The organism is Gordonia amarae NBRC 15530, assembly GCF_000241345.1.
GTDB lineage: Bacteria > Actinomycetota > Actinomycetes > Mycobacteriales > Mycobacteriaceae > Gordonia > Gordonia amarae.
Window position 1 is genome coordinate 116,391 of the sequence record NZ_BAED01000050.1, and the last position, 20,883, is coordinate 137,273.

11 protein-coding genes are annotated in these 20,883 nt (G+C 59.7%); 7 read left to right on the forward strand and 4 right to left on the reverse strand.

Features of this window, described 5'->3' with window-relative positions; translation table 11 throughout:
- The first annotated feature begins 57 nt into the window (after positions 1-57).
- Positions 58-450, forward strand: coding sequence for a very short patch repair endonuclease (locus tag GOAMR_RS24235; protein WP_244427418.1), 393 nt, complete (start codon positions 58-60; stop codon positions 448-450).
- Here GOAMR_RS24235 and GOAMR_RS14445 read toward each other — a convergent pair.
- Positions 445-2,283: a hypothetical protein gene (locus GOAMR_RS14445; RefSeq protein ID WP_005189151.1), complete on the reverse strand. Its 1,839-nt coding sequence runs from the start codon at positions 2,281-2,283 to the stop codon at positions 445-447. The two genes, GOAMR_RS24235 and GOAMR_RS14445, sit on opposite strands and share 6 nt — an antisense overlap.
- Positions 2,284-2,409: 126 nt before the next feature.
- Here GOAMR_RS14445 and GOAMR_RS23690 point away from each other — a divergent pair, with 126 nt between their 5' ends.
- Positions 2,410-3,333, forward strand: a complete 924-nt coding sequence (locus GOAMR_RS23690; RefSeq protein WP_005189153.1) for an HNH endonuclease — start codon at positions 2,410-2,412, stop codon at positions 3,331-3,333.
- A 215-nt stretch (positions 3,334-3,548) separates the two neighbouring features.
- Here the strand turns inward: GOAMR_RS23690 and GOAMR_RS14455 are convergent, their stop codons facing one another.
- Positions 3,549-5,228 (reverse strand): reverse transcriptase domain-containing protein, encoded by a 1,680-nt coding sequence (locus tag GOAMR_RS14455; protein ID WP_005189156.1) that lies wholly within the window; start codon positions 5,226-5,228, stop codon positions 3,549-3,551.
- Between the two features lie 299 nt (positions 5,229-5,527).
- On the opposite strand from GOAMR_RS14455, the gene GOAMR_RS14460 reads away from it, so the two are divergent.
- The 5 genes from GOAMR_RS14460 to GOAMR_RS14480 are packed head-to-tail and all read left to right on the forward strand — an operon-like array spanning position 5,528 to position 17,386.
- Positions 5,528-8,404: a DUF1156 domain-containing protein gene (locus tag GOAMR_RS14460; protein WP_005189159.1), complete on the forward strand. Its 2,877-nt coding sequence runs from the start codon at positions 5,528-5,530 to the stop codon at positions 8,402-8,404.
- Positions 8,404-11,820 carry a DUF499 family protein gene (locus GOAMR_RS14465; protein WP_005189162.1) on the forward strand — a complete coding sequence of 1,139 codons (3,417 nt, stop codon included), beginning with the start codon at positions 8,404-8,406 and terminating at the stop codon, positions 11,818-11,820. Before GOAMR_RS14460 ends, GOAMR_RS14465 begins: the two co-directional genes overlap by 1 nt.
- Entirely contained in the window at positions 11,820-13,328 is a 1,509-nt protein-coding gene (locus tag GOAMR_RS14470) for an ATP-binding protein (RefSeq protein ID WP_005189169.1), read from the forward strand. Before GOAMR_RS14465 ends, GOAMR_RS14470 begins: the two co-directional genes overlap by 1 nt.
- Positions 13,329-13,373: 45 nt before the next feature.
- Entirely contained in the window at positions 13,374-14,327 is a 954-nt protein-coding gene (locus GOAMR_RS14475; protein WP_170319163.1) for a PD-(D/E)XK motif protein, read from the forward strand.
- On the forward strand, positions 14,324-17,386 hold the full coding sequence (locus GOAMR_RS14480) for a Z1 domain-containing protein (protein ID WP_005189172.1): 3,063 nt from the start codon (positions 14,324-14,326) through the stop codon (positions 17,384-17,386). Before GOAMR_RS14475 ends, GOAMR_RS14480 begins: the two co-directional genes overlap by 4 nt.
- 29 nt (positions 17,387-17,415) lie before the next feature.
- On the opposite strand, the gene GOAMR_RS14485 is transcribed toward GOAMR_RS14480, so the two are convergent.
- Together GOAMR_RS14485 and GOAMR_RS25895 are read right to left on the reverse strand one after the other, a co-directional pair.
- Positions 17,416-18,690: a hypothetical protein gene (locus GOAMR_RS14485; RefSeq protein ID WP_138943746.1), complete on the reverse strand. Its 1,275-nt coding sequence runs from the start codon at positions 18,688-18,690 to the stop codon at positions 17,416-17,418.
- A gap of 181 nt (positions 18,691-18,871) precedes the next feature.
- Positions 18,872-20,179, reverse strand: a complete 1,308-nt coding sequence (locus tag GOAMR_RS25895) for a KGGVGR-motif variant AAA ATPase (RefSeq protein WP_005189176.1) — start codon at positions 20,177-20,179, stop codon at positions 18,872-18,874.
- Between the last annotated feature and the right edge of the window lie 704 nt (positions 20,180-20,883).

Here is a 20,883-nt window from a genome sequence, read left to right on the forward strand (position 1 = left end):
GCAATGCGCCGCTCCTCACTTCCCCTGACGTCGGCAGATGCAGCCACATCGCGGCGCATGTCACGGCAACGAACGCGCGATACGCAACCCGAGCTGCTTCTCCGACGTGAGCTCCACCGGCGCGGTCTGCGGTACCGAGTCGACGCTCCACTCCCCGGTATGCCGCGTCGCCGCGCAGACATCCTGTTCAGCCGCGCCAAGGTCGCGGTGTTCGTCGACGGGTGCTTCTGGCACGGATGCCCCGAGCACAGGCCCTCTCCGACGAACAACGGTGACTGGTGGTCTGTCAAACTCGACCGAAATATCGAGAGGGACCGCGACACCGACTCCCACTTGCAGTCACTTGGTTGGACGGTACTCCGGGTCTGGGAGCACGAGGACATCGAGGACGCTGCAAATGGAGTCGAAAGCGCCGTGCGACCAGCACCTTCCGACTCCGCCTCGTTATGATTTCGTGTTCGTGAGGTGGCGGCCGATGTATCCGACATAGATCTTCCCGGTCCCATCGGTGTCATCGAAGTAGTGCATTCTCGGTGCGAAGGTATCAGTCCAGGTCGGTTTGAAGTGCGCCGCCATGCGGATCTCCTCGTCGTGGTTCACGACTTTCGGCACGGGGAAGGTCCGCTCCTTCCCCCAGCGTTTCAGGGTCGTGTCGCTCTCGGTCGGTGCATGCCGCTCCGGCGAGCACTTATGCCCGTCCAGTTGGTCGGACTTGAGGTACTGGTGCACACCGCACGTCACATCGCCACGTTCTTTCCCACCGGCATAGTCGTACAGAACGTGAATGTAGTCCCAGAACGCATGCGCGTACCGCATCCCCTGACCACGCTTCTCGATCTCGAAGGCCGCATCCTGGTCACCGGTGAACACGACCTGATCGAACACGGGATGGGTCTTGGTCCCGGGCGTTATCCGCGCCAGCAACTCGTACATGTCGTCAGGCGCATCCCAGATGTCGGCAAGCGGCTCGACGTATGCGTCCTCGGAAGCGCCGGCCGACACCAGCTTGTTGCGAAGAACCGACATCTCCCGCTCGTTGTCACGAACGGCATCCTCTGCGATGGTGACGGCGAGATGGAGTTCGTCGAACTGGTCCCGGGTACTGTCCAGTTCGTCACGAACACGACCGTTCTCGTCTGCAAGGGAATCGAACTGCTCGTTGAGCAATTTGATCTCGACCGCCTGCGCCTCAAGCTTCGCGCCGAGGTCGAGGATCGATTTCTCATCCACGCGGTCGGCCTTCAGCCATCGTTTGACCAAGGTGCCGATGTAGGACATCAGCCCCGACTGCCCCGAGTTGGGCGCCGGCGATGCCCGCAGCTCCGACTCGTACGCCGAGACCCTGCTCGCAACCGTTTGTGACCGCTGCTGATCGGCCTCGGCGCGGCGAAGCACGTCGATACCTCGGCGCAGGTCCGGAGGCAGCTCACGTGTCACCATCCGTAGCCGCGTCGATTCAGCGTGCCGCTTGGCGAGAGGAGCTGCCACTTTCCTGCTCGGCGAAAGCGACCGCGCGAGCGTATCCGGGAACAGCATCAGATGCCGCAACCTGTCATCCGGCGCATCGGTGTCGACGTGTGGACCGAATGTTCGGACGACGCCGTTCGCAACGGTATGAGAGGCGGGTAAACCGGCTGCGACGATACCCGTGGCGTCCTCATCCAGGATGTAAGTCGCAGCAACCCCCACACTTTCACGCGTGAGTGACGTTACGACCTGCTGCCACTCGGCCTCATGCTCACGCCCCCACGGAGCAGGTGCAACCACGACAGCCGCAGTCCGATCCGTATCCTTGATCGCCGCTAGGACTTCCTGTGCTTCGTCCCCGCGAACCATCAGCGGCCGCCCTGACAGGCTCGCTGCACCGTCGCGCGCCGAATGCGATTCGAGAATCATGCGAGCAAGCTTCGGCGGCGCCACCTTGGCTACTGCGACGCGAGGTTCGTCAGCGAGGTCGGTCGACACGTCGATCGTCAGGCTCTGTGCATGGGAACGAGAACGAGGCGTGTCGAAAGCGCGCAGCGACACTTCCCACGTGCTCCCGGAGTTCCGCTCCTGGAGGCGGTACAACCGCCGACGGGATTCGTCGCGGTAATCGTCGGCGTGTACGACCGTGAGGGTGGCGCTCGGCCCAACGCGATAAATCCCCGCGCCGTCCCAGTCGAAGGTGTCGATCCCGCTCCTCCCCTTGCTGCGCAACCAGGCGCTCAACTGCGATTCCGCAACCTCGATGGCGCTCTCGCCATCGTCCAGGCGGAGTATCGCTCGATAGCCCAGTTCCACAGAGTCTCCTTCACAGCAGTCTGAGGTGCGTGGTAGCACCGACTGCCGCCAGCGTAGTGGACGGGTCGGACAAATCGACGGCATCGTCTCGGTACGTCAGGGCGAAGCGACTCGTACGATGGGACAATGCCCCACGCGCCGGAAGCCAGCCCCGAGTGGTTCGTCCATCGCTGGTACCGAACGATCGACATCGCCGACCGACTTGAACAAATGGCAGCGCACGACTTCGAGATGGCCGGACGCATCACCGACGAGGAGCGTGAGTTCGAGTTCATCGAAAACTGGCCGAAGGTCACGTTGGTCCACAAGTTTGCACGCATTGCCGCCGACGACATGTTCTACAACGAGACCGACGGTCCGTACATACCGAAGGTTATTCTCCGCCAGCAGCCAGCGGGAATGATCCGGTATGAGCACTACCTGACCGCGACGCATGCGCTAATGCACTATGGGATTGATGGACCAATATTCAAAGTTCCTCGTTCGGACGAAGAAACCGTACTGGAGAAGGACGGCGTCGAGGTTCTGCGGGTTTCCGATTCCGCAGCCGACGCGTGTTACCGCCACTTCACCGAAGAACTCAGGTGGAGCGAGCCGTACGAGCAACTTCTAGATGTGTTGGCCGACGAGGTGTTCCATACCGTTTTCCGGAACAGAACACTACTATACGCGTTGAACTGGATCGCCGCGATGATCGTGTCGGGCATGGAGCCCGACGAGCGGACCGCGGAACCGCGAGTCGACAAACTCTTCCGGAAGGGTTCCCCGGGAAGACTCAAGCGCAAGAGCCCTCCCGTTTGGGCACAGAGGGCAATCTTTCACCGCGATGCCGGCCGATGCACATACTGCAAGAAGGACCTCAGCGGGCTCCACGATTCGATGACTCCGGCGAACTTCGACCATATGGTCCCCCTCGACGCCGGAGGCCTGAACGACGCGACGAACCCTCAGCTACTATGTCAGCGCTGCAACTTGGAAAAATCGAGCCGGCAGGTAAATTCCGGTGAGGTTTACCTTTGTTGGTACCCTCAAGATCGAGACCCGCAGTGAGGTACTCGCGCACCGGTCGCCGCGCCCGTCCTAGTATGTCTGCACCCCATCCGAAGCGAACTACCGCCAAAGGCCGAGGACCCCTCACCTGCGAGTGAATATTGGCTACCGAATCCGGAGGTCCGATCGACACAGCGTGCCGCGCGGGGACTGCTCTCAATCGCTCTCGATCGCACTTCCCCGCGTAACTATTGTGGCCTATCGGATCACGAATTTTATGGCGCAGACTTGATGGTGTTCCACAACCCCTCCTGCACTAGCGAAGGAAGAGATCTACGCTGTTTCAGGTATTCCACAGTTCCCTTGAGCGCGGGGTGCCGCGCAAGCACAGAGCCCTGCGTCCTACGTGAGAATTTCTGAACACGAGCGAGGGCTACAATCGCCCCTCGAACCAAGCTCGATTCGTAGTTCGATTCGGCTATCTCGACGATCCTCTCAATATCTCTCGGATCATGACCCAAGGCCACCAGGTTGAACGCAAGATTCCGCAGATAGGTAGGCTGGTTCGCATCCCATGCGATCCTTCTTGCATAGCTTATCCATTCCGCTGGAGGTGCATTCAATACCTCCAACATGACAGCGATCAGCCATGCCTCCTGATACTTTTCCAGACCCGGCTCCTCAGGCCTTTCCAGGTACTTAGTGATTGCTGTCTGCACATGCCGTTCGGAGATGAACGACCTCAGATAGTAGACCGAGTCCTTCGACACCTCACTAAGCTCCTCAAGGCGCCGCAACACCTTCGCAAGAACCCTGCGGTCAACCAACTTCCCCAATCGAATCAGGGCAAACCGCGCATGACGCCTTTTCACCACTTTCTCCGACAGTGCGTCGCTGAACATCTCACGAAGGACTTTCCGCGACTCATCGAGGCTGTTTCTCATCGCATACTCGATCCACTCGAACTGAGCATCGTCCTTGACCCTGGAATCAGGGTCCGACTTCTCTATCTTCGACTTCGCGGTGCCGGTAACGATAAGACCACGCGCGCGGCAAAGAACTTCGAATCGTCTCAGCGCAGCCCTACCTTCTCGCTCGGACGAAACGACAATCCGAACGTCGTCCATGTACCGGTAGTAGTCGAACCCCTCTTCCAGCATCTGTTGGTCGATCTTGTTCAGGAAGAAGTTTCCGAGTAGTCGTGAAGCGTCCGGGCCGACGGGCAGGCCCGTTCGAGATGCGCGTCGCCACGAGCCGAGGAGGAGCCGGAGCGGTCTCATGATTTCGTCACGAACACGTAGGTCCCGCAGGTCCTCGAAGAGAAGTTCGTGACTGATGGTCTCGAAGTAGCTGACGAGGTCGGTCGACACGACCCACTTGGTGGATCCGGCCACCGTCTCCACCGTCTCGATGAACAGTTTGTACTGATTGAACGGCGAGACGAAGAACGACCCTGGCCGCTTGTTGAGTCGAGAGCTGAACACTCGCTCCGCGAGCACGGCGTCAATCTGCGGAGCAACAACGGCGCAGAGCATCTGATACGCCAGACGATCCTCGAAACTCAACAGAACACCTGCGCGACTCAGCAGCGGCCCCTTCGGCACCTCCACCGTCTCAAATGGGTCAGCCTGCCCTGTCGAACACTTCCCTGTGGCCACCGATATAGCCGAGCTCGGGTCCGCCCTCACGTCCTCCCAGTTCAGGACATCGGGAATCCACAACTCCTTACGATCCGTCTTCATCAGAAATCTGATTGCGGCCCGGGAGTCCAGCTTGGGCCCGGATGCGCTGACACTGGGCCCGGCCGGACTGCTCGGAAGTCTGTCGGCGTGGACCACCCAGTGTCCGCCGATCTTCTCGCCCGACAGTTTGCCCGCGGCGAGGAGACGACGAACCGTTGCGACCGACTTGCCGGTGCGAAGCGCGGCTTCGTTGACGCTGATGTTGTGTTCCACAATTACCTACAAGTGATTGATATCGCTCATCATAGCGCTCATCACTGGGTGAGCAAAGCGAGTTTGTGCTGGCTGGGTGACCGACGCTCCGGAGGCCAGGAGCAGTTCGCAGTGTCCGGCGAGAGACGTAGTCCCGGGGGTGCAGCAGCCCATGGGGCCGTCTCGACAGTAGGTGCGCGTTCATTCCGATTCGGCCAGCAGAGTGACCGGGCAACTCAACCCTGACCGCCGATGACTGACTGGCTGTCGGACCCGCCCGCTAACATCGGAGCAACCGAGCCACCTGGAGCCAGTTACATATGACGACCACGCCTGATGCCCCGATCCGCAAGAAGCTGATCGAGGTGTCGATCCCGCTGGAGGACATCAACGCCGAATCTGCGCGGGAGAAGTCGATTCGGCACGGGCATCCCTCGACTCTGCATCTGTGGTGGGCGCGGCGTCCGCTCGCCGCAGCTCGTGCCGTGCTTTTCGCGCAGCTCGTCGATGATCCGTCCTCGAACCCCGAGCTCAATGACCAGGAGCAGAAGGCCGAGCGTGAGCGGCTACATGGGATCATCCGACGGCTCGTGAAGTGGGAAAACATCAATGATGAGGCACTCTTGCGGGAGGCGCACGAGGAGATCCTCAAATCCACCGACGGCAATCCTCCCGCGATCCTCGATCCGTTCGCCGGCGGTGGTTCGATCCCACTCGAAGCGCAGCGCCTCGGTTTGGAGGCGCACGCATCGGATCTCAACCCCGTGGCCGTACTCATCAACAAAGCGCTCATCGAGATTCCACCGACGTTCGCCAGTCGGCCACCGGTCTTCCCGGGAGCAGCCGACGCGAGGCTCGGTGACTGGCCCCGCGCCACCGGCCTCGCCGAAGACGTACGCCGCTACGGCGCCTGGATGCGCGACCAGGCCAAGGAACGCATCGGGCACCTCTACCCCGATGCGACGATCATCGACGACAAGACCGGCAAGGAATCGAGCGCAACGACGATCGCCTGGATCTGGGCACGCACGGTCACCTGCCCCAACCCTGCCTGCGGTATCGAGGCGCCGCTCGTGCGATCGTGGTGGCTGGGGAAGAAGGCGGGAAAAGAAGCCTACATCGTCCCGAAAGTGGTCGAGGATCCCGAAACGCGCAGCGGGCGAAGAGTCGAATTCACAATCAGCAGCGACAAGGCAAAAGCTCCCTCGAAGCAGAGGGACGGCACAATGTCAGGCCGTCAGGGTGGTCATTGTCTTGCCTGTGGCGCTACAATCTCAGCAGCGCAGGCACATTCGGAGGTCGACGTACCACACGACCTGCAGCCTCCGGCAGCAATGATGGCAATCGTCGCAGCAGGTAACCGCAGACGCGTCTACTTATCGCCAAATCCAAAGCACATCTCGGCTGAAATCACGGTCAGGGAGCAAGCGGCTTCGATTCGGCGTACAGAGCGGACACTCGCCGCCAAGTCACGAGGCACTTTTGGTGGCAATGCACAGGGTCGCAGGTGGGGCTTCGTCACATTCTGTGACTACTTTACCGATCGGCAGTTGGTGGCACTGACGACGTTCAGCGACCTCGTGGACGAGGTGCGGGAAAAGGTTATGAAAGACGCTGTTGCCACTGGACTCCCGCTGGGCTCCAGATTTGACAATGGAGGCGACGGCGCCGAGTCCTACGCCGATGCAGTCGTCACGTACCTTGCTTTTGCGATCAGCCGCACTACCAACAAATCCAATGCGCTCAACACCTGGGATAGTAGCCCAAAAATGGAGGCCGTACGCGGCCTATTTGCTCGACAAGCAATTCCGATGGCATGGGACTATGCTGAATCGAACCCATTTGGAGGCTCCTCCGGAGACTACCTTGAGGATCTTAATTGGGTCTGCCGTTCGATCGAGAAAGTGCCCGCACAAGGCCTGGGCTACGCACGGCAGTCGGACGCGGCTACGCGCTCGTACTCACGCGTATTAGTGTCAACAGATCCACCGTACTACGATAATATCGGCTATTCCGATCTTGCAGACTTCTTCTACGTCTGGCTCCGTCGCTCGCTACGTAGCGTTCATCCTGAACTCTTTGCTTCAATACTCGTTCCAAAGGCGGAGGAACTCGTAGCAAATCCGTATCGACATGGTGGACAAGACGGTGCCGAAAAATTCTTCGAGGAGGGTTTTGGTCGAGTCTTTGCCCAAGCACGTAAGGCAGCCTCCGATGATCTTCCGGTCACGGTCTTTTACGCGTTCAAGCAAACAGAGCTGGAGCAGGAAGGAGTCACCAGTACTGGTTGGGCAACCATCCTCGAGGGCATGATCCGGGAGGGTTGGTCCATAACCGCAACGTGGCCGATGCGGACCGAGATGTCTAATCGCATGATCGCAAGCGGCACCAATGCGTTAGCCTCATCGATCGTGCTGGTGCTTCGTCCCCGACACCAGACTGCGAACCCGACGACAAGGCGCGCATTCCTCGCTGCTCTGCGCCGCGAGCTACCGGCGGCACTCGAACATGTGCGCCAGGGGTCCATCGCACCTGTGGATCTGACACAAGCGATCATCGGTCCCGGAATGGCGGTGTTCTCAAACTACGCACGCGTCGTCGAGAACGATGGCACCGACATGAGCGTCAAAGCGGCGATCGCGCTCATCAATCAGGCCGTCGGCGAGGTGCAGGACGAGCAGTTGGGCGACCTCGACGCGGACACTCGTTTCTGCGTCACGTGGTACGAGCAGTACGGCTGGAAGAAGGGTCCGTTCGGTGATGCCGACGTGTTGGCTCGCTCGTACGACACCTCTGCCCGTGGTGTCGCCGATTCCGGAGTCGCCACCCTGGGTGAGGGTTCCGTTCAGCTCATCGCTCCCGCGGATCTACCCGCAGCCTGGGACCCGACCACCGACGACCGGATTTCCGTCTGGGAGGTGATGTGCCACCTGGGGCGGGTGCTGACGTCTGCCGACGGTGGCCTCCAGCCCGCAGCTGCGCTGATGGCTGCAGCGGCAAAGCGGTCCGAGATCGACATCGAAGCTGTCCAACGGTTGGCATTCGGGCTATACGAGAAGACCAAAACGTCCCGCACCGATGACGCCCGCCTGTTCAACTTGGTGGGTGGATCGTGGACGGACCTGACCGAGGCGGCTGCCCGTGCGCAGGAACCTGACGGTGTGCAGACAATACTCGACTTCGAGGATGAGAGCTGATGGCGAAGAGCAATATCGAGGTGGTGCGCACGGCGCTCCAGTCCCTGTCGGACGTCCTCGATCCGTACATCGAACAGGTCACCGCCCAGTACGTGCCTGCGGGCAAGGACTGGACCGTGCTTCTCGCCGCCAAGGACGCCGAGAAGGGCATCCATGGCAAGAAGTACTCGCGTACTGATCCGCAGAGTCAGTTCCGGATCATCACCGAGCCGATCTCCTCACTCGGATACATCTTCAATACCCACCTGTCACGAGGCGAGCAGGGTTTCGTTGGCGAGCTTCGCAATGTGCGCGACGACGTCGCACACTTCAAACCCTTCTCCCCCGATGACGCCGTACGTGCCCTGGACACGATCGAACGCGTCATGCGTGCCATCGGTGCGGTACGTGAGGCCGACGCGGTCCGGACGTCACGGCTGGACGTTCTGCGAGGCAATTTCGAACAGCAAACCCGTAAAGCTGTCCGCGAGGCCATCGCGCTGCCCGGTACCCCCGATGCGGAGCTGCCGCCGTGGCGCGAAGTGCTGAAACCGCACCCCGATGTGGCGTCCGGCCGCTACAACAACGCCGAGTTCGCGGCCGATCTCTATTCAGTTGCGGTGCAACAAAACGCAGCGACCGAGTACCAGGACCCGGTCGAGTTCTTCCGCCGAACCTATCTCACCGACGGCCTCCAGGAGTTGCTGCGCCGGGCGGTAGACCGCATCTCCGGGTCGACGTCGGCGAACCCGGTCATCAACCTGCAAACCACATTCGGTGGCGGCAAAACCCACTCGATGCTTGCCGTCTGGCACTTGTTTTCGGGACGAGCCCTCCACGAGTTCCCGCAAAGTGTGCAGGATCTGCTGTCCCGTGCGAACACGGACGCACTGAGCAAGCCGGTACGCAAGGCCGCGCTGGTGGGCAACGAGATCCCGCCGGCCACCCCATCGCACAAACCCGACGGCACAGTGGTGCACACCCTTTGGGGTGAACTGGCGTGGCAACTCGGCGGCGCGGAGGGGTACGCGATCGTTGCCGATGCCGACGCAACGGGAACGAACCCCGGAAACCTCCTGCGAGAGTTGTTCACCAAGGTCGGTCCGGCAGTGATCCTGATCGACGAGTGGGTTGCCTATGCCCGGCAGCTACCCGACAGCTACGACGACAAGGACCCGCACGCCCGGCGGGTGACGGCCGGCCTCTTCGAAACCCAATTCACCTTCGCACAAGCACTGACGCTCGCCGCTGAGAACGTACCCGGAACCCTTCTATTGGTGTCGGTGCCGGCCAGCGAGGGCAGGCAGATGACACCCGGCGAAACCAACACCCAATCCGAGGGCGCCAAAGCAAGCGATCTCGAAGTCGGCGGTCAGCGCGGCCACGACGCCCTACACCGGTTGGACTACGTCATCCGCCGGGTGGCATACCAGTGGAGCCCTGCGACGCGCGACGAATCGTACGAGATCGTCCGGCGGCGACTCTTCGTCGAACCGGACGCCAAGGTCATCGCGACTATCGCCACTGCGGCAAGACGATTCACCGACTACTACCGCCATCACCCCAAGGAGTTCCCCAGCGGGGTCGGAGACTCCGCGTACGAGTCACGCATCCGAGCCGCCTACCCGATCCACCCCGAGCTACTCGACCGGCTCTACTCGGACTGGTCCACTCTGGAGAAGTTCCAACGCACCAGAGGCGTGCTGCGCCTCATGAGCCACGTCATCCATCAACTGTACGAGCGTGGCGACTCCTCACCGCTCATCATGCCCGGTTCCGTTCCCCTCGACGCGCAGCCGGTGCGCTCGGAGATCACCCAGTACGTGGACAACGCATGGGATGCGATCATCCAGTCCGAGATCGACGGGGAGAACGCCGTCGCCCGCGTCGTGGACGGCGAACGCCCGGTACTGAAGGATCGTTCGCTCGCACTGCGCACCGCCCGGTCGATATTCATCGAGGCCACACCCACTCTGGATGCCGCTCTCAAAGGCAAGGACCGCAAGAGCATCACACTTGGCATCGCGATGCCCGGCGACGTGCTAGGCAACATCGGATCTGCCTTGGACGGCCTGCAGGAGAAGTCGTCGCACTACTACACCGAGGACGGACGGTACTGGTACGACAAGCAGCCGTCACTCAATCGGCTCGCCGCAGAGCGTGCGGCACAGTTGCCGGTAGACGCCGTCCATGGTGAGGTGACCACACGACTCAATCGCGTGTTCAAAGGCTCCACCGACGTGATCGCCGATGTCGTGCACCCCGAATCGTCATCCGATGTCGAAGAAGCCGACTACCTACGACTCGTGGTCGTACCACCGCAGTACACCCACAACGGCAAGGACAAGGACTCCAGCGCCTCCAAATGGGTGCATGATCTACTCCGGCAACGCGGCAACGCCCCACGCTCCAATGTCAACACTATCGTCGCCGTAGCCGCGGACGAGAAACAATGGGGAACACTCGAATCTGCCGTCCGCTCCTACCTAGCGTGGAGTTCGATCTTCAACGAAACCGCGCACCTCGACCTTACCCAGTCCGCGGCTGCACAGGCACAGTCGATGCTTGAAACTGCGAACCGAACCGTCGACGACCGCCTCGCCCACACCTGGATCTGGGGATTGCATGCGGTGCAAGATGATCCACAAGCACCGTTTGTCGTCGGACAGGTTCGTGCCAACGGGCCCGAGAAGAACCTCACCAAACGCGTCGGCGGCAAGTTCGCCGCATCCGACGATGCATACTCCTACATCGCGAACCGCGTCGTCCGTCTGGATATCGAGCAGTTTCTACGGGCGCGGTGGACTCGCGGATTCATCCGCTTCATCGAACTGTGGAGCTACTACTGCCGATACCCGTACCTACCCAGGCTGCGCGACAAGTCGGTACTCGTCAGAGCATTGGAGGAGTCACTGCTCGACATCGGCTTCATCGACACCGGGTTCGCACTGGCAACAGGTTACGACGACGAGACGGGCGATTTCCTCGGACTTGCAGTCCCATTGGCGGACACCGAATTCAGCCCGTTCGATGATACGACCCTGGTTGTACGTCCGGACCTCGCAGTCGCGCAGCGGCAGCGCGAGGAGCAGAGCAAGGCCGAGCCGACACCGGATCCCCAGCCAAGTCCCGTACCTGGCCCAATATCCGACCCGAAGCCCGAGCCGGCACCTTCACCCAGCACACGCAAGGTGATTCCCAACGCGATCTACTCGCTGCGCCATGTCGTCGATCCCGCCGGGGACGCACCCGACGAGTTGCACACGATTGCCCAGGAGGTTCTGGAAGTGCTGCGCAACGCACGCCCCGACGTCCTCGATATCACGCTGACCGTAGATGCCCAGAAAGCCGACGGATTCGACGCCAATACGGTCCGTGCCGTGAAGCAGAACGCAGAAGCCCTCGGCCTGGCCGACAGCGGGTTCGAAGACGTCTGATGAGCGCCATTCCTGCACCCGAGCCCACCGGGTCGAAGATCCTCCCACCCGACCCTTCGATCACGTCCGCGATCGGTCGCCATCACACGCCGGTGACGGCTGTCGCCGATCTCGTCGACAACAGCATCGACGCCGAGGCCGCCCATGTGGTGGTCAGGTTCCTGATGAAGGGTGCGCGACCCGTCGGCCTGCAGGTGATCGACGATGGCCGCGGAATGGACTCCGAAGGTATCGACGACGCGATGACCTATGGCAAGAAGCGCAACTACAAGCAAGATGACCTCGGCCATTTCGGGATCGGTCTCAAGGCCGCGTCGCTCAGCCAGGCGAAGACGATGACCGTCTGGTCGAAGCGCCATGGGTCGCCGGCCGTCGGAAGGCGTCTGCGCAAGGACACCATCGACAAAGGTCCCAGGGTCGAGGAGTTCTCGACCACGGACGCGGCGAAGCAAATAGCCAATCCAGTCGTTGGCTTCGCGTTGGAGACCGGAACCATCGTCGAGTGGCAGGACGTTCAGACCTTCCTGACCTCATCGAGCGAAGCCGAACAGCGGGCATGGACCAGTCGGACCGTCCAGGACATGGTCAATCACCTCGGCCTGGTCCTTCACCGGATTCTGGAGCGCGGCGACCTGACCCTGACGATCGACACGTACGATGTGGAACTGGATTTCGCGGGTCCGCCGCGTGTGGTGGGTGCCGTCAGCCCCTTCTCATACCGTATTAGGAAAGCCGGTTATCCGAAGAACCTGCCGTTGGCCATCAACGATGCCGCAGGCACCGTGCAACTTCACATCTGGCCGTACAAGGAGGAGAAAACCCCCGGGTTCGTGCTGGGCGGCCGATCCGAGGTCGATACACAGGGTCTCTATGTCTACCGCAACGATCGCCTCCTGCAGGCGGGTGGCTGGAACGGTCTTGCCTCCAAGAGCATCGACCTGAAGTACGCCCGCGTAGCCTTCAATCTGACGCGGGCCGTGCAGAACCACGTGACGATAAATCCGGAGAAGCTGGGCACGACATTTGATGACGAGCTAAGGGATACGTTCGCTCATGCGAAAGCCTCCGACGGCACAACGCTTGCAACGTTCTTGGATGATGCCAAGCAATCCGCCAAGGTTTCCAAACAACGGACGGCATCGCCGATCGAAGCCCCGCTGCCAGGCAAGGGACTCGCGCCCTCCGTGAAAGCGGCCTTCGCCACCAATACCGAACCCAACGACGCCTTCCCTATCGACATCAGGTGGAGCCTCTTGCCTGTCGACCAGGTCTTCGCCATTGATACCAACGCGCACCAGCTAACCCTGAACGCCAAGTACCGCAGAACCATCGCCGGCCATAGAAGCCTGACCCTCAACGACGCGCCGCTGGTCAAGAGCCTGCTCCTTCTCCTGCTCGAGGACCACTTCGTCGGGACCGGAGGGGGCGCGAAGAAGAAGCGTCAGAACGCCGCATGGCAGGCAATTCTGCTGGCAGCGATCGAGGAAGAGTCCACGCGAGGAAAGTGAGGATCGAAGTTGAGCGAATCGTCGGCAGAACTGAATCCCGAGTCGTTGGAGAAGTACTTCCGCAGCGGCACCGTGACCACGCACAACGTCGGCGGAGTCCCCGGGGTCCTTATCAGAATCGACGGTGCGGCGCAGAAGATCTCTCTGCTGGCGCCGCACAGCGGTACAGTCCAGGATGTCTCGACGCTGAAACGGATCAGTACCGGCGTGGACGAACTGAACGGTCAGAAGTGGGCCCGCATCACTGTCGATGCCCGCGGAATGTACACCGAGGCCTATGGGTTGATGCTCGCGATGGCGCAGGCGCTGCACGGCGGTGCCGGTTTCGCCGCCGCGACAGCAGCCGCGATGACCAACATGAAGACCCTGCTGGCCGCCAAGCCACGGCTCTCGGAGGAGAAGCAGATCGGCCTGGTAGGTGAACTGCTGCTGTTCCGCACACTGCTGGACAGTTTCGATGAGAACACGGTCATCGACTGGTGGCTGGGGCCGCTCGCCGAGGAACGCGACTACGCTTTCCCCGAGTTCGACGCCGAAGTCAAGACCACCCTCGGGGAAGTTCGGGTTCACGTCGTCCACGGCGCCGGTCAACTCGAACCCAGCCCCGGCCGTGCACTGTGGCTGGTATCCATCCAAGTGACCCGTGCAGGCGGCGATCCGAACGGTGTCACGCTCCCCGGGTTGATCGGAGAGATCCGTGACAGGCTCGCAACGGCCAGGGATCGATTCGTGGCGCACTTGGCATCCGTAGGCTGGGACGAAGACGACTACGCGATGTATCCGGCCGCGTACACGCTCCGCACCACACCTGCGGCATACCTCGTGGACGACGACTTTCCCGCAGTCACCCCCAGCCGTCTGCACTCCGTCGTTCCGCACAGCAACCTTGTCAGTGCCGTCACGTATCGTGTGAACGTCTCCTCACGCGAGCCGGGAGATCCGGGCGAACCGCTCACCAAGTTCATCAGCGCAATGACCACTCAAGGGAGTCAGACGTGACCGACGCATACACCAAAGCGATCGTCAGCGCCGTCGGAAGCATGAGCAAAGACCGACCGAAGCTGCTGCTCAAACGGGTCCTGATGGAACTAGAGGACGCCGGAATATCCGATGCCTACTCGGAAGCCGAACTGGTTAACGCGATCGCCTCGACGGACGTCAACTCCCCTGCACGCACCGACTTCTACATCCAGCTCTCCAAGTGGGACGAGTCGGCCAATCCTGAATGGACGGCCGACACACCTCCTCGATCGCAGGAGCGCCGGAGAATTGTCCTCACTGCTCTGGGCTTCTCCGATGATGCCCAGCAGAAGATCAATGTAGCTTTTCGTGTCGACCGCTCCGGATCCGTCGTCATCTCGGACAAGCCCGTCGACTGGGACCCCTGGTATCAAGCCGACTCCATCCGTTCGTTCTATTGGGACGGATACCAGCGTGTTCTCGAGTCCAACGGATGGGGTGCCGAAGCCATCATCGAGTTGAACCGCACTACCGACGATGTGGTAAAACGCCTGGCCGATCCCGCAGGGGAGCACCCCTACCAGTCGAAAGGACTTGTAGTCGGCCATGTTCAATCAGGTAAGACCGCGAACTTTACCGGCGTGATCGCCAAGGCCATCGATTCCGGCTACAAGCTCATCATCGTGCTCACCGGCACCATTGAACTGCTGCGGGGCCAAACGCAACGCCGCCTGGATATGGAACTCGTCGGCGAAGAGAACATCCTCGGTGGAATCCCACGCGACGATGACGCGCTCACTGCAGACGTCGACTATATCGGAGACGGCGACGTCGACTGGTCTGACGGAAAGTTCGTCTCGTACGGGGTGGATCCCAAGGATCTTGGTGTTCCGGGAATTCGTAGACTGACCGGTGCCCATGATGACTACAAACGCCTCAAGGCGGGGCTGAGTTCGCTCGACTTCCGAAAGACCGACCACCTGGTCGATCCTGCACGACCTCTCTATGACTCGCTGAACCTGCCTCGGCCTGATGTCCGACTCGCCGTCGTGAAGAAGAATGCTGCCGTCTTACGCAAACTGGTTCACGACTTGCAGTCGATCAAGACCGACCTCGGTGAGATTCCCACACTCATCATCGATGACGAAGCCGACCAGGCATCCATCAATACCACCCGCCCCAAGAAGGACTCGCTGGAGGCCAAGCAACGTACCGCGATCAACCGTCTGATCGCTCAACTCCTTGGCGAGCTGAAGCGAGCACAGTACGTCGGCTACACCGCAACACCCTTCGCCAATGTCTTTGTCGACCTAGATGACTCCGAAGATATCTTTCCCAAGGACTTCATTGTCAGCCTCGAGCCACCTCCTGGCTATATGGGCGGCAAGAGTTTTCACGACCTCGATATTGCTGGGGACGACAAGGCTGACAGCGAACGCACTGTTGCCAACTCCAACGAGATGGCATATGTTAGGCCACTCCTAGCCGCTCCGGATGACCAGGATGCCCGGGACAAGGAGATGTTGTCGGCGCTCGACGCCTATGTCCTATCCGGTGCCATCAAGTTGTATCGCGCCTCGGCACTCGATAGCCCGAAGCTCATTCGCCACCACACAATGCTCGTCCACGAATCGGTCAAGACGGCCGATCAAGAGATTCTCGCCGGTCACATTCGCCGGGTCTGGCAGTCTGCGGGTTACTCCTTGCCGATGGGCCTGAAGCGGCTACAGGATCTCTGGGTCGAGGATTTCCGTCAGGTCACAGCTGCACGTGCACCCGAAGCCCCCGGCAATGATTCGTTCCCCGCATTGATCCCGTATATCGGCCATGCAGTGGACCGAATCCAGAAGGGCGTTAATCCCGTAGTCATCGTCAATGGTGTCGCAGAGAAGGACTACCTTCAGGACGACATAAACTTTCAGGCCGGTGACGTGTGGAAGATTCTCGTCGGGGGTGCCAAACTGTCCCGCGGATTCACCGTCGAGGGTTTGACAGTGTCGTACTACACGCGGAAGACCAGCGCCGCGGACGCCCTCATGCAGATGGGACGCTGGTTCGGCTACCGACCGGGATACCGCGATCTTGTACGGCTGTACATCGGCCGCAATGTGCCCGGTCCACGCAACACGTTTGTTGACCTGTACGAATACTTCGAAGCAATTGTTCGCGACGAGGAGGACTTTCGCGAGGAACTCCGCAAGTTCCAAGGGTTCGGCGATGACGGCAGGCCGCGTGTGCGTCCGATGGACGTCCCCCCACTGGTCTTCCAAAGCTTGCCTGGCCTCAAGCCTGTGAGCCCCAACAAGATGTACAACGCAAGCCTGGTCGAGCAGGGCGAAGGTGGCAAAGTTGTCGACTTCAATCAGCGGGGCGAGCACAGCGGGAAGGTGAACGAGGATCAATTCGAAGCGGTACAGCCGTTGCTCGATCTGGCCAACACCGAGGGCGATTTCTTCTACATCGACACGGTGGGCAACCCACGGCCATGGCGAGCGCAATACGGGATCATCGGAGCCGACGAACTCATCGAAATCGTCAGCAAGTTCCACTGGGCCAAGAACTTCAAGTTCGACCCTTACGTCAAGTTCATGCGTACCGCCATCCGCGAGGGCACTCTCGAGGACTGGGCAGTGATCGTGCCGGAGATCAGCGACCTGCAAACTCGGACCGTCGGTGGTCGAGACCTCAAGATCATGCGGCGACGCCGACGTGACGACCGGCCATGGCAGTTCTCCGGCTCATCAACCCGCCAACGTGCCGTGCTGCAAGCCATCTCCAGTGGGATCGACAGCGACACCGTCGATACGAACGGAGCAATCGCCTCAGCACTCCGGCGACCCGAGTACGCGCACATCATGGACCTCAAGGTGCCGACCCGCGGCGCGTTCCTGTTGACCTTCGCCGGCGACAGCACCTCGACGCGCTTCCACGACGCGAAGGGCGGCACCGATCCGAAGAAGCTACCCAACCCGACTGATCCGAAGGACATCGCAACCCTGTTCTCGTATGCCCTCCCGCTGGCATCGGCACCAGGCGGCCGTATCGCATTCTCATTGAGCAGCAAGGACCACCCCGACGACGCAATCATCGATATCTGAATGTCCTGCGACACATAAATCCTCTCGAGTCACTGCACCCGTCGCACGAGGGGAACTCCTCCCTTCCTTCCTACGCCAAACTCGATACGGTATACATCCGGCAAGTCCAGACGTCCATCATTGCGTTGCGTCATAACGCCAAGACCGATTAGCTCATCTACGAGCTGATTCATGTTCCGGCCTTCCGGACCAGCCGGAATTGGCATATCGTGCGCATCTGGGTTTGTGTCGTCGGGAGATGCTCCTGAATCACGTAGCTGCTCCAATAGATCCGCACTTCCCCAGACCGAAAAGACTTCCTCTATGCTTACCGGCACCTGTCGACCACTCAATGGATATATTGCCTTGCTAACCCAAGGAGTATCCTCCACAACCTCTTTCACGCGAATCGCCGAAGCCTGCCGGACACCTTCTCGGATAGCATCCCAATGCAGCGCATGGCTATGATCGGGGAACCTTTCCTGCGATTTCTCCGCAGCGCGGGTGATCGCAGCCAAGAAGCTTCTGGGACTGACCTGCCCCATCCCGTCAGCTAGATGATTTGGCAACCAGTTGAAAGTCAATCCTCGGCGATGATTCGTACCCATATGCTTGCTGGCAATTAGATCCATCACGGACTGAACTTCAGACGATGAACCGTCCTTATTCATCGACCAGCCCGTACTTTGGATGAACTGCTCACTCAGTTCGTTCCCAACGCCGCACATGGAATGAAACAGCAACGAATACAGGCTATTCAGCTCCCACCGCAACTCCACCTTGTTGGCAACGAGTTTCGATGCATCTGTGAACTGCATGCTTGCAGAATCCAGCATATCCGGGCGAATGAAAATCTTCACTCGGATATTCTTTGTCTCGGCTCTCAAATTGAGGCCCAGACTCATAATTCCCTGCGCGAGCCGATCAGCGATCACGCGGTCACGATGGAGCCTGTCAACTGCGTCAAATAGAATTAGCTTGACCTTGCGCAAGGACTCCGCTTGGCGATCCGCTTCGATCAGAGCACTGTCCACTGCTTCCGCACTGTCAACGACCAGTTTGACTCGATCGTCCCAACTTTCCAAACTGACAAATGCCTCAGCCCCTAGTGCGAATAGAGTCACTGCCATCCAGATATCCTCAGGATCTACACCTGAGTCCACTAAGCGGCGAAGAATCCGAGGACTTGGGTAGTTGTTGCTCAACGCGGCACCAAATCCTGCAATCGGATCCACATCAAGCAAGCGAGGCAGATTGTACTTTTCCGCCGCGGTCTGTCGCAGCGAGGGAATCTGGAGTGATTTGAACCAAACGGTCTTACCCACTCCTCGCCCACCACTCACTATAGTCGTGTCGGGTTCCAACGCCCGGCGATGCCCCGGAGGGGTGAAGAGAGTACGATCGTTCGGGTCCAAGGTGTCGGCATCGACCACTGGCGACACGGCCTCACGGATGAGCGATCGGTAGTCTTGTGCACTCATTGTCATCTGGAGTGTCCACCCCTTTTTATTGGTTTGTAGTTTCGGTAGCCATCCGCAAAACACTTGTCAGGAATTGTGAGTAAGCGGCATCAACCAGGTCCGATCCAAGCAGTTCACTCGATGACTCGATACCCACTAAATCCATGCTGTGCAGGATCGGGAACGGGTAGTGTGGCGCAGACTCATCAGAAACGGAGAAACTGAACGCATCGCTGTCCGCTGCGTCCACTGAGTCATATAGTGTATCTGCAAAACAGTCCTGCGCAGAGTCTCGAAACCTGGCGAGATAGTCCTCCCGACCACGACTCGGAACCATCGAGGCGACCACTTGAAGCCGTTCCCGAACCTGACTCAAATGTTGGGGATCGAGCCGGACCTGCCATTGTCTAAATAGCTCTCGATACCCCTCCCAGGTTTGCCGATTGTCAGTTGCGAAGAGTAGCGCGAAAGTAGACAACTGAGTGATAGCTATAGCAGCTATATCATGTATTCCTGCGCGGCTATCCAGAAGCACAACATCCGGTTGGCGACTCTTCTCTGAGACCTGCCGCTCGCAGTACTGAATCGAGTTCTCCAGACGTTCAGCGAAAGTCATTGACTTGCTTCCTGCCGAATCCGGTATGTCGATGTAGATACGTGAAAGCTTCTCGATATAGTGGTAACCCGCACGTGTGCGACCACCAGCTGCGGCGAGCCAGACCTCGCCATTACCACTGGAACTTATCTCAGCTCGGGTCACAATGTCGAGGTTTGGATTAAGATCAACCGGCGCAGTAACGAGATGGTCGACGACACCATAGTCGGCAAACTCCATTGTTGGGACCAGGAGTGAACTTATACCAGGCGATTCAAGATCGAGGTCGACAACCAACACTACTTGACCACATCTCGAGAACTCCCGCGCCAACATATAAGCTGCAGTTGACCTGCCTACACCTCCTTTAAATCCGTATAGGGCGATTCTAGTCTTCGATGGAACTGTCGGACGCCTCACCCAGTCGGCTCCGACCGCAGTCCTCTCGAGGAGATAGACGCGACCCGACTGTGCCAACTGCTCCGGTAGTAATTTACGGTCTGGCGAGGATAGCACTAGCTCTGGTGCTACCATGCTTTCAATTCGAATAACTGGATGTGGCGCCACGAATGGATTGCACTGTTTCGAAATGCCTTCACCCAGGTCTTGACACAACTTGTCGGGTACTAACTTGCCTTCGATAGCGAATGCATTCCGGCCGAGTAGGTCCCGGATGATGGTGATGTCGCAGCCGTGAGCTCTCGCGAACTCATCAGCCAATTGGATAGCAGTCTGGCCCGCGGTATCGAAGTCCACCATTAAAACATCCAATCAAGTTGAGCATTTTCAAGGGCCTTAATAGCCTCTCGCGCACCTTCAAAATGGCGCTTCTCTACATCCTCACCAACAGAGTCTTCGCCACCGTATCGGCCACTTACATGCCAATCGAAAAAGGGATTCGTCACAGGTATAGCGAGGCTAGAATTCCGCGACTGGGCCAAAAGGATCACCTCATCCCATGCTTTGTCTGCGTGGCTCCTCATTCCCTTGTTTGTTTCGGGATTTACCATCAGGCCACTATCATTCATGGATCCGTTGAAGACGCTCTGCACAAGTTGTTTAAGGGCGCACTCTGCAGCGAGACCAGAAAGGTGGTCCGAGTTCGCAATCCTGGAGTGCCCCCGTAGGAGTTCTGCGTCCTTGAAGTGCTTCCTTGCGGCACTTCCGAAGTTCGGTTGGATCGACATTGGTAGATGGTAACAGCGACGTCTCACCCACCCGTCAGACAAGTCGACACGCACGACGGGTTCTCAGGAATCGCACAGGCCAGCGCGGATCGAACCCGGCCGCTGCGCTGGTCGCGCAAGTCGTGCGCGGTGGCGTGACCATCCGGCGCCAGGCGGAGGACACCAATGACCGAGTGATCAATAAGGAGTTGACAGCCCCCGCTGGACTCCCTACTCCATGGAGACGTCGGCACCGCGACCCATGACGCTGCCTCCAGCGCCTACGTGTTGTTGAGT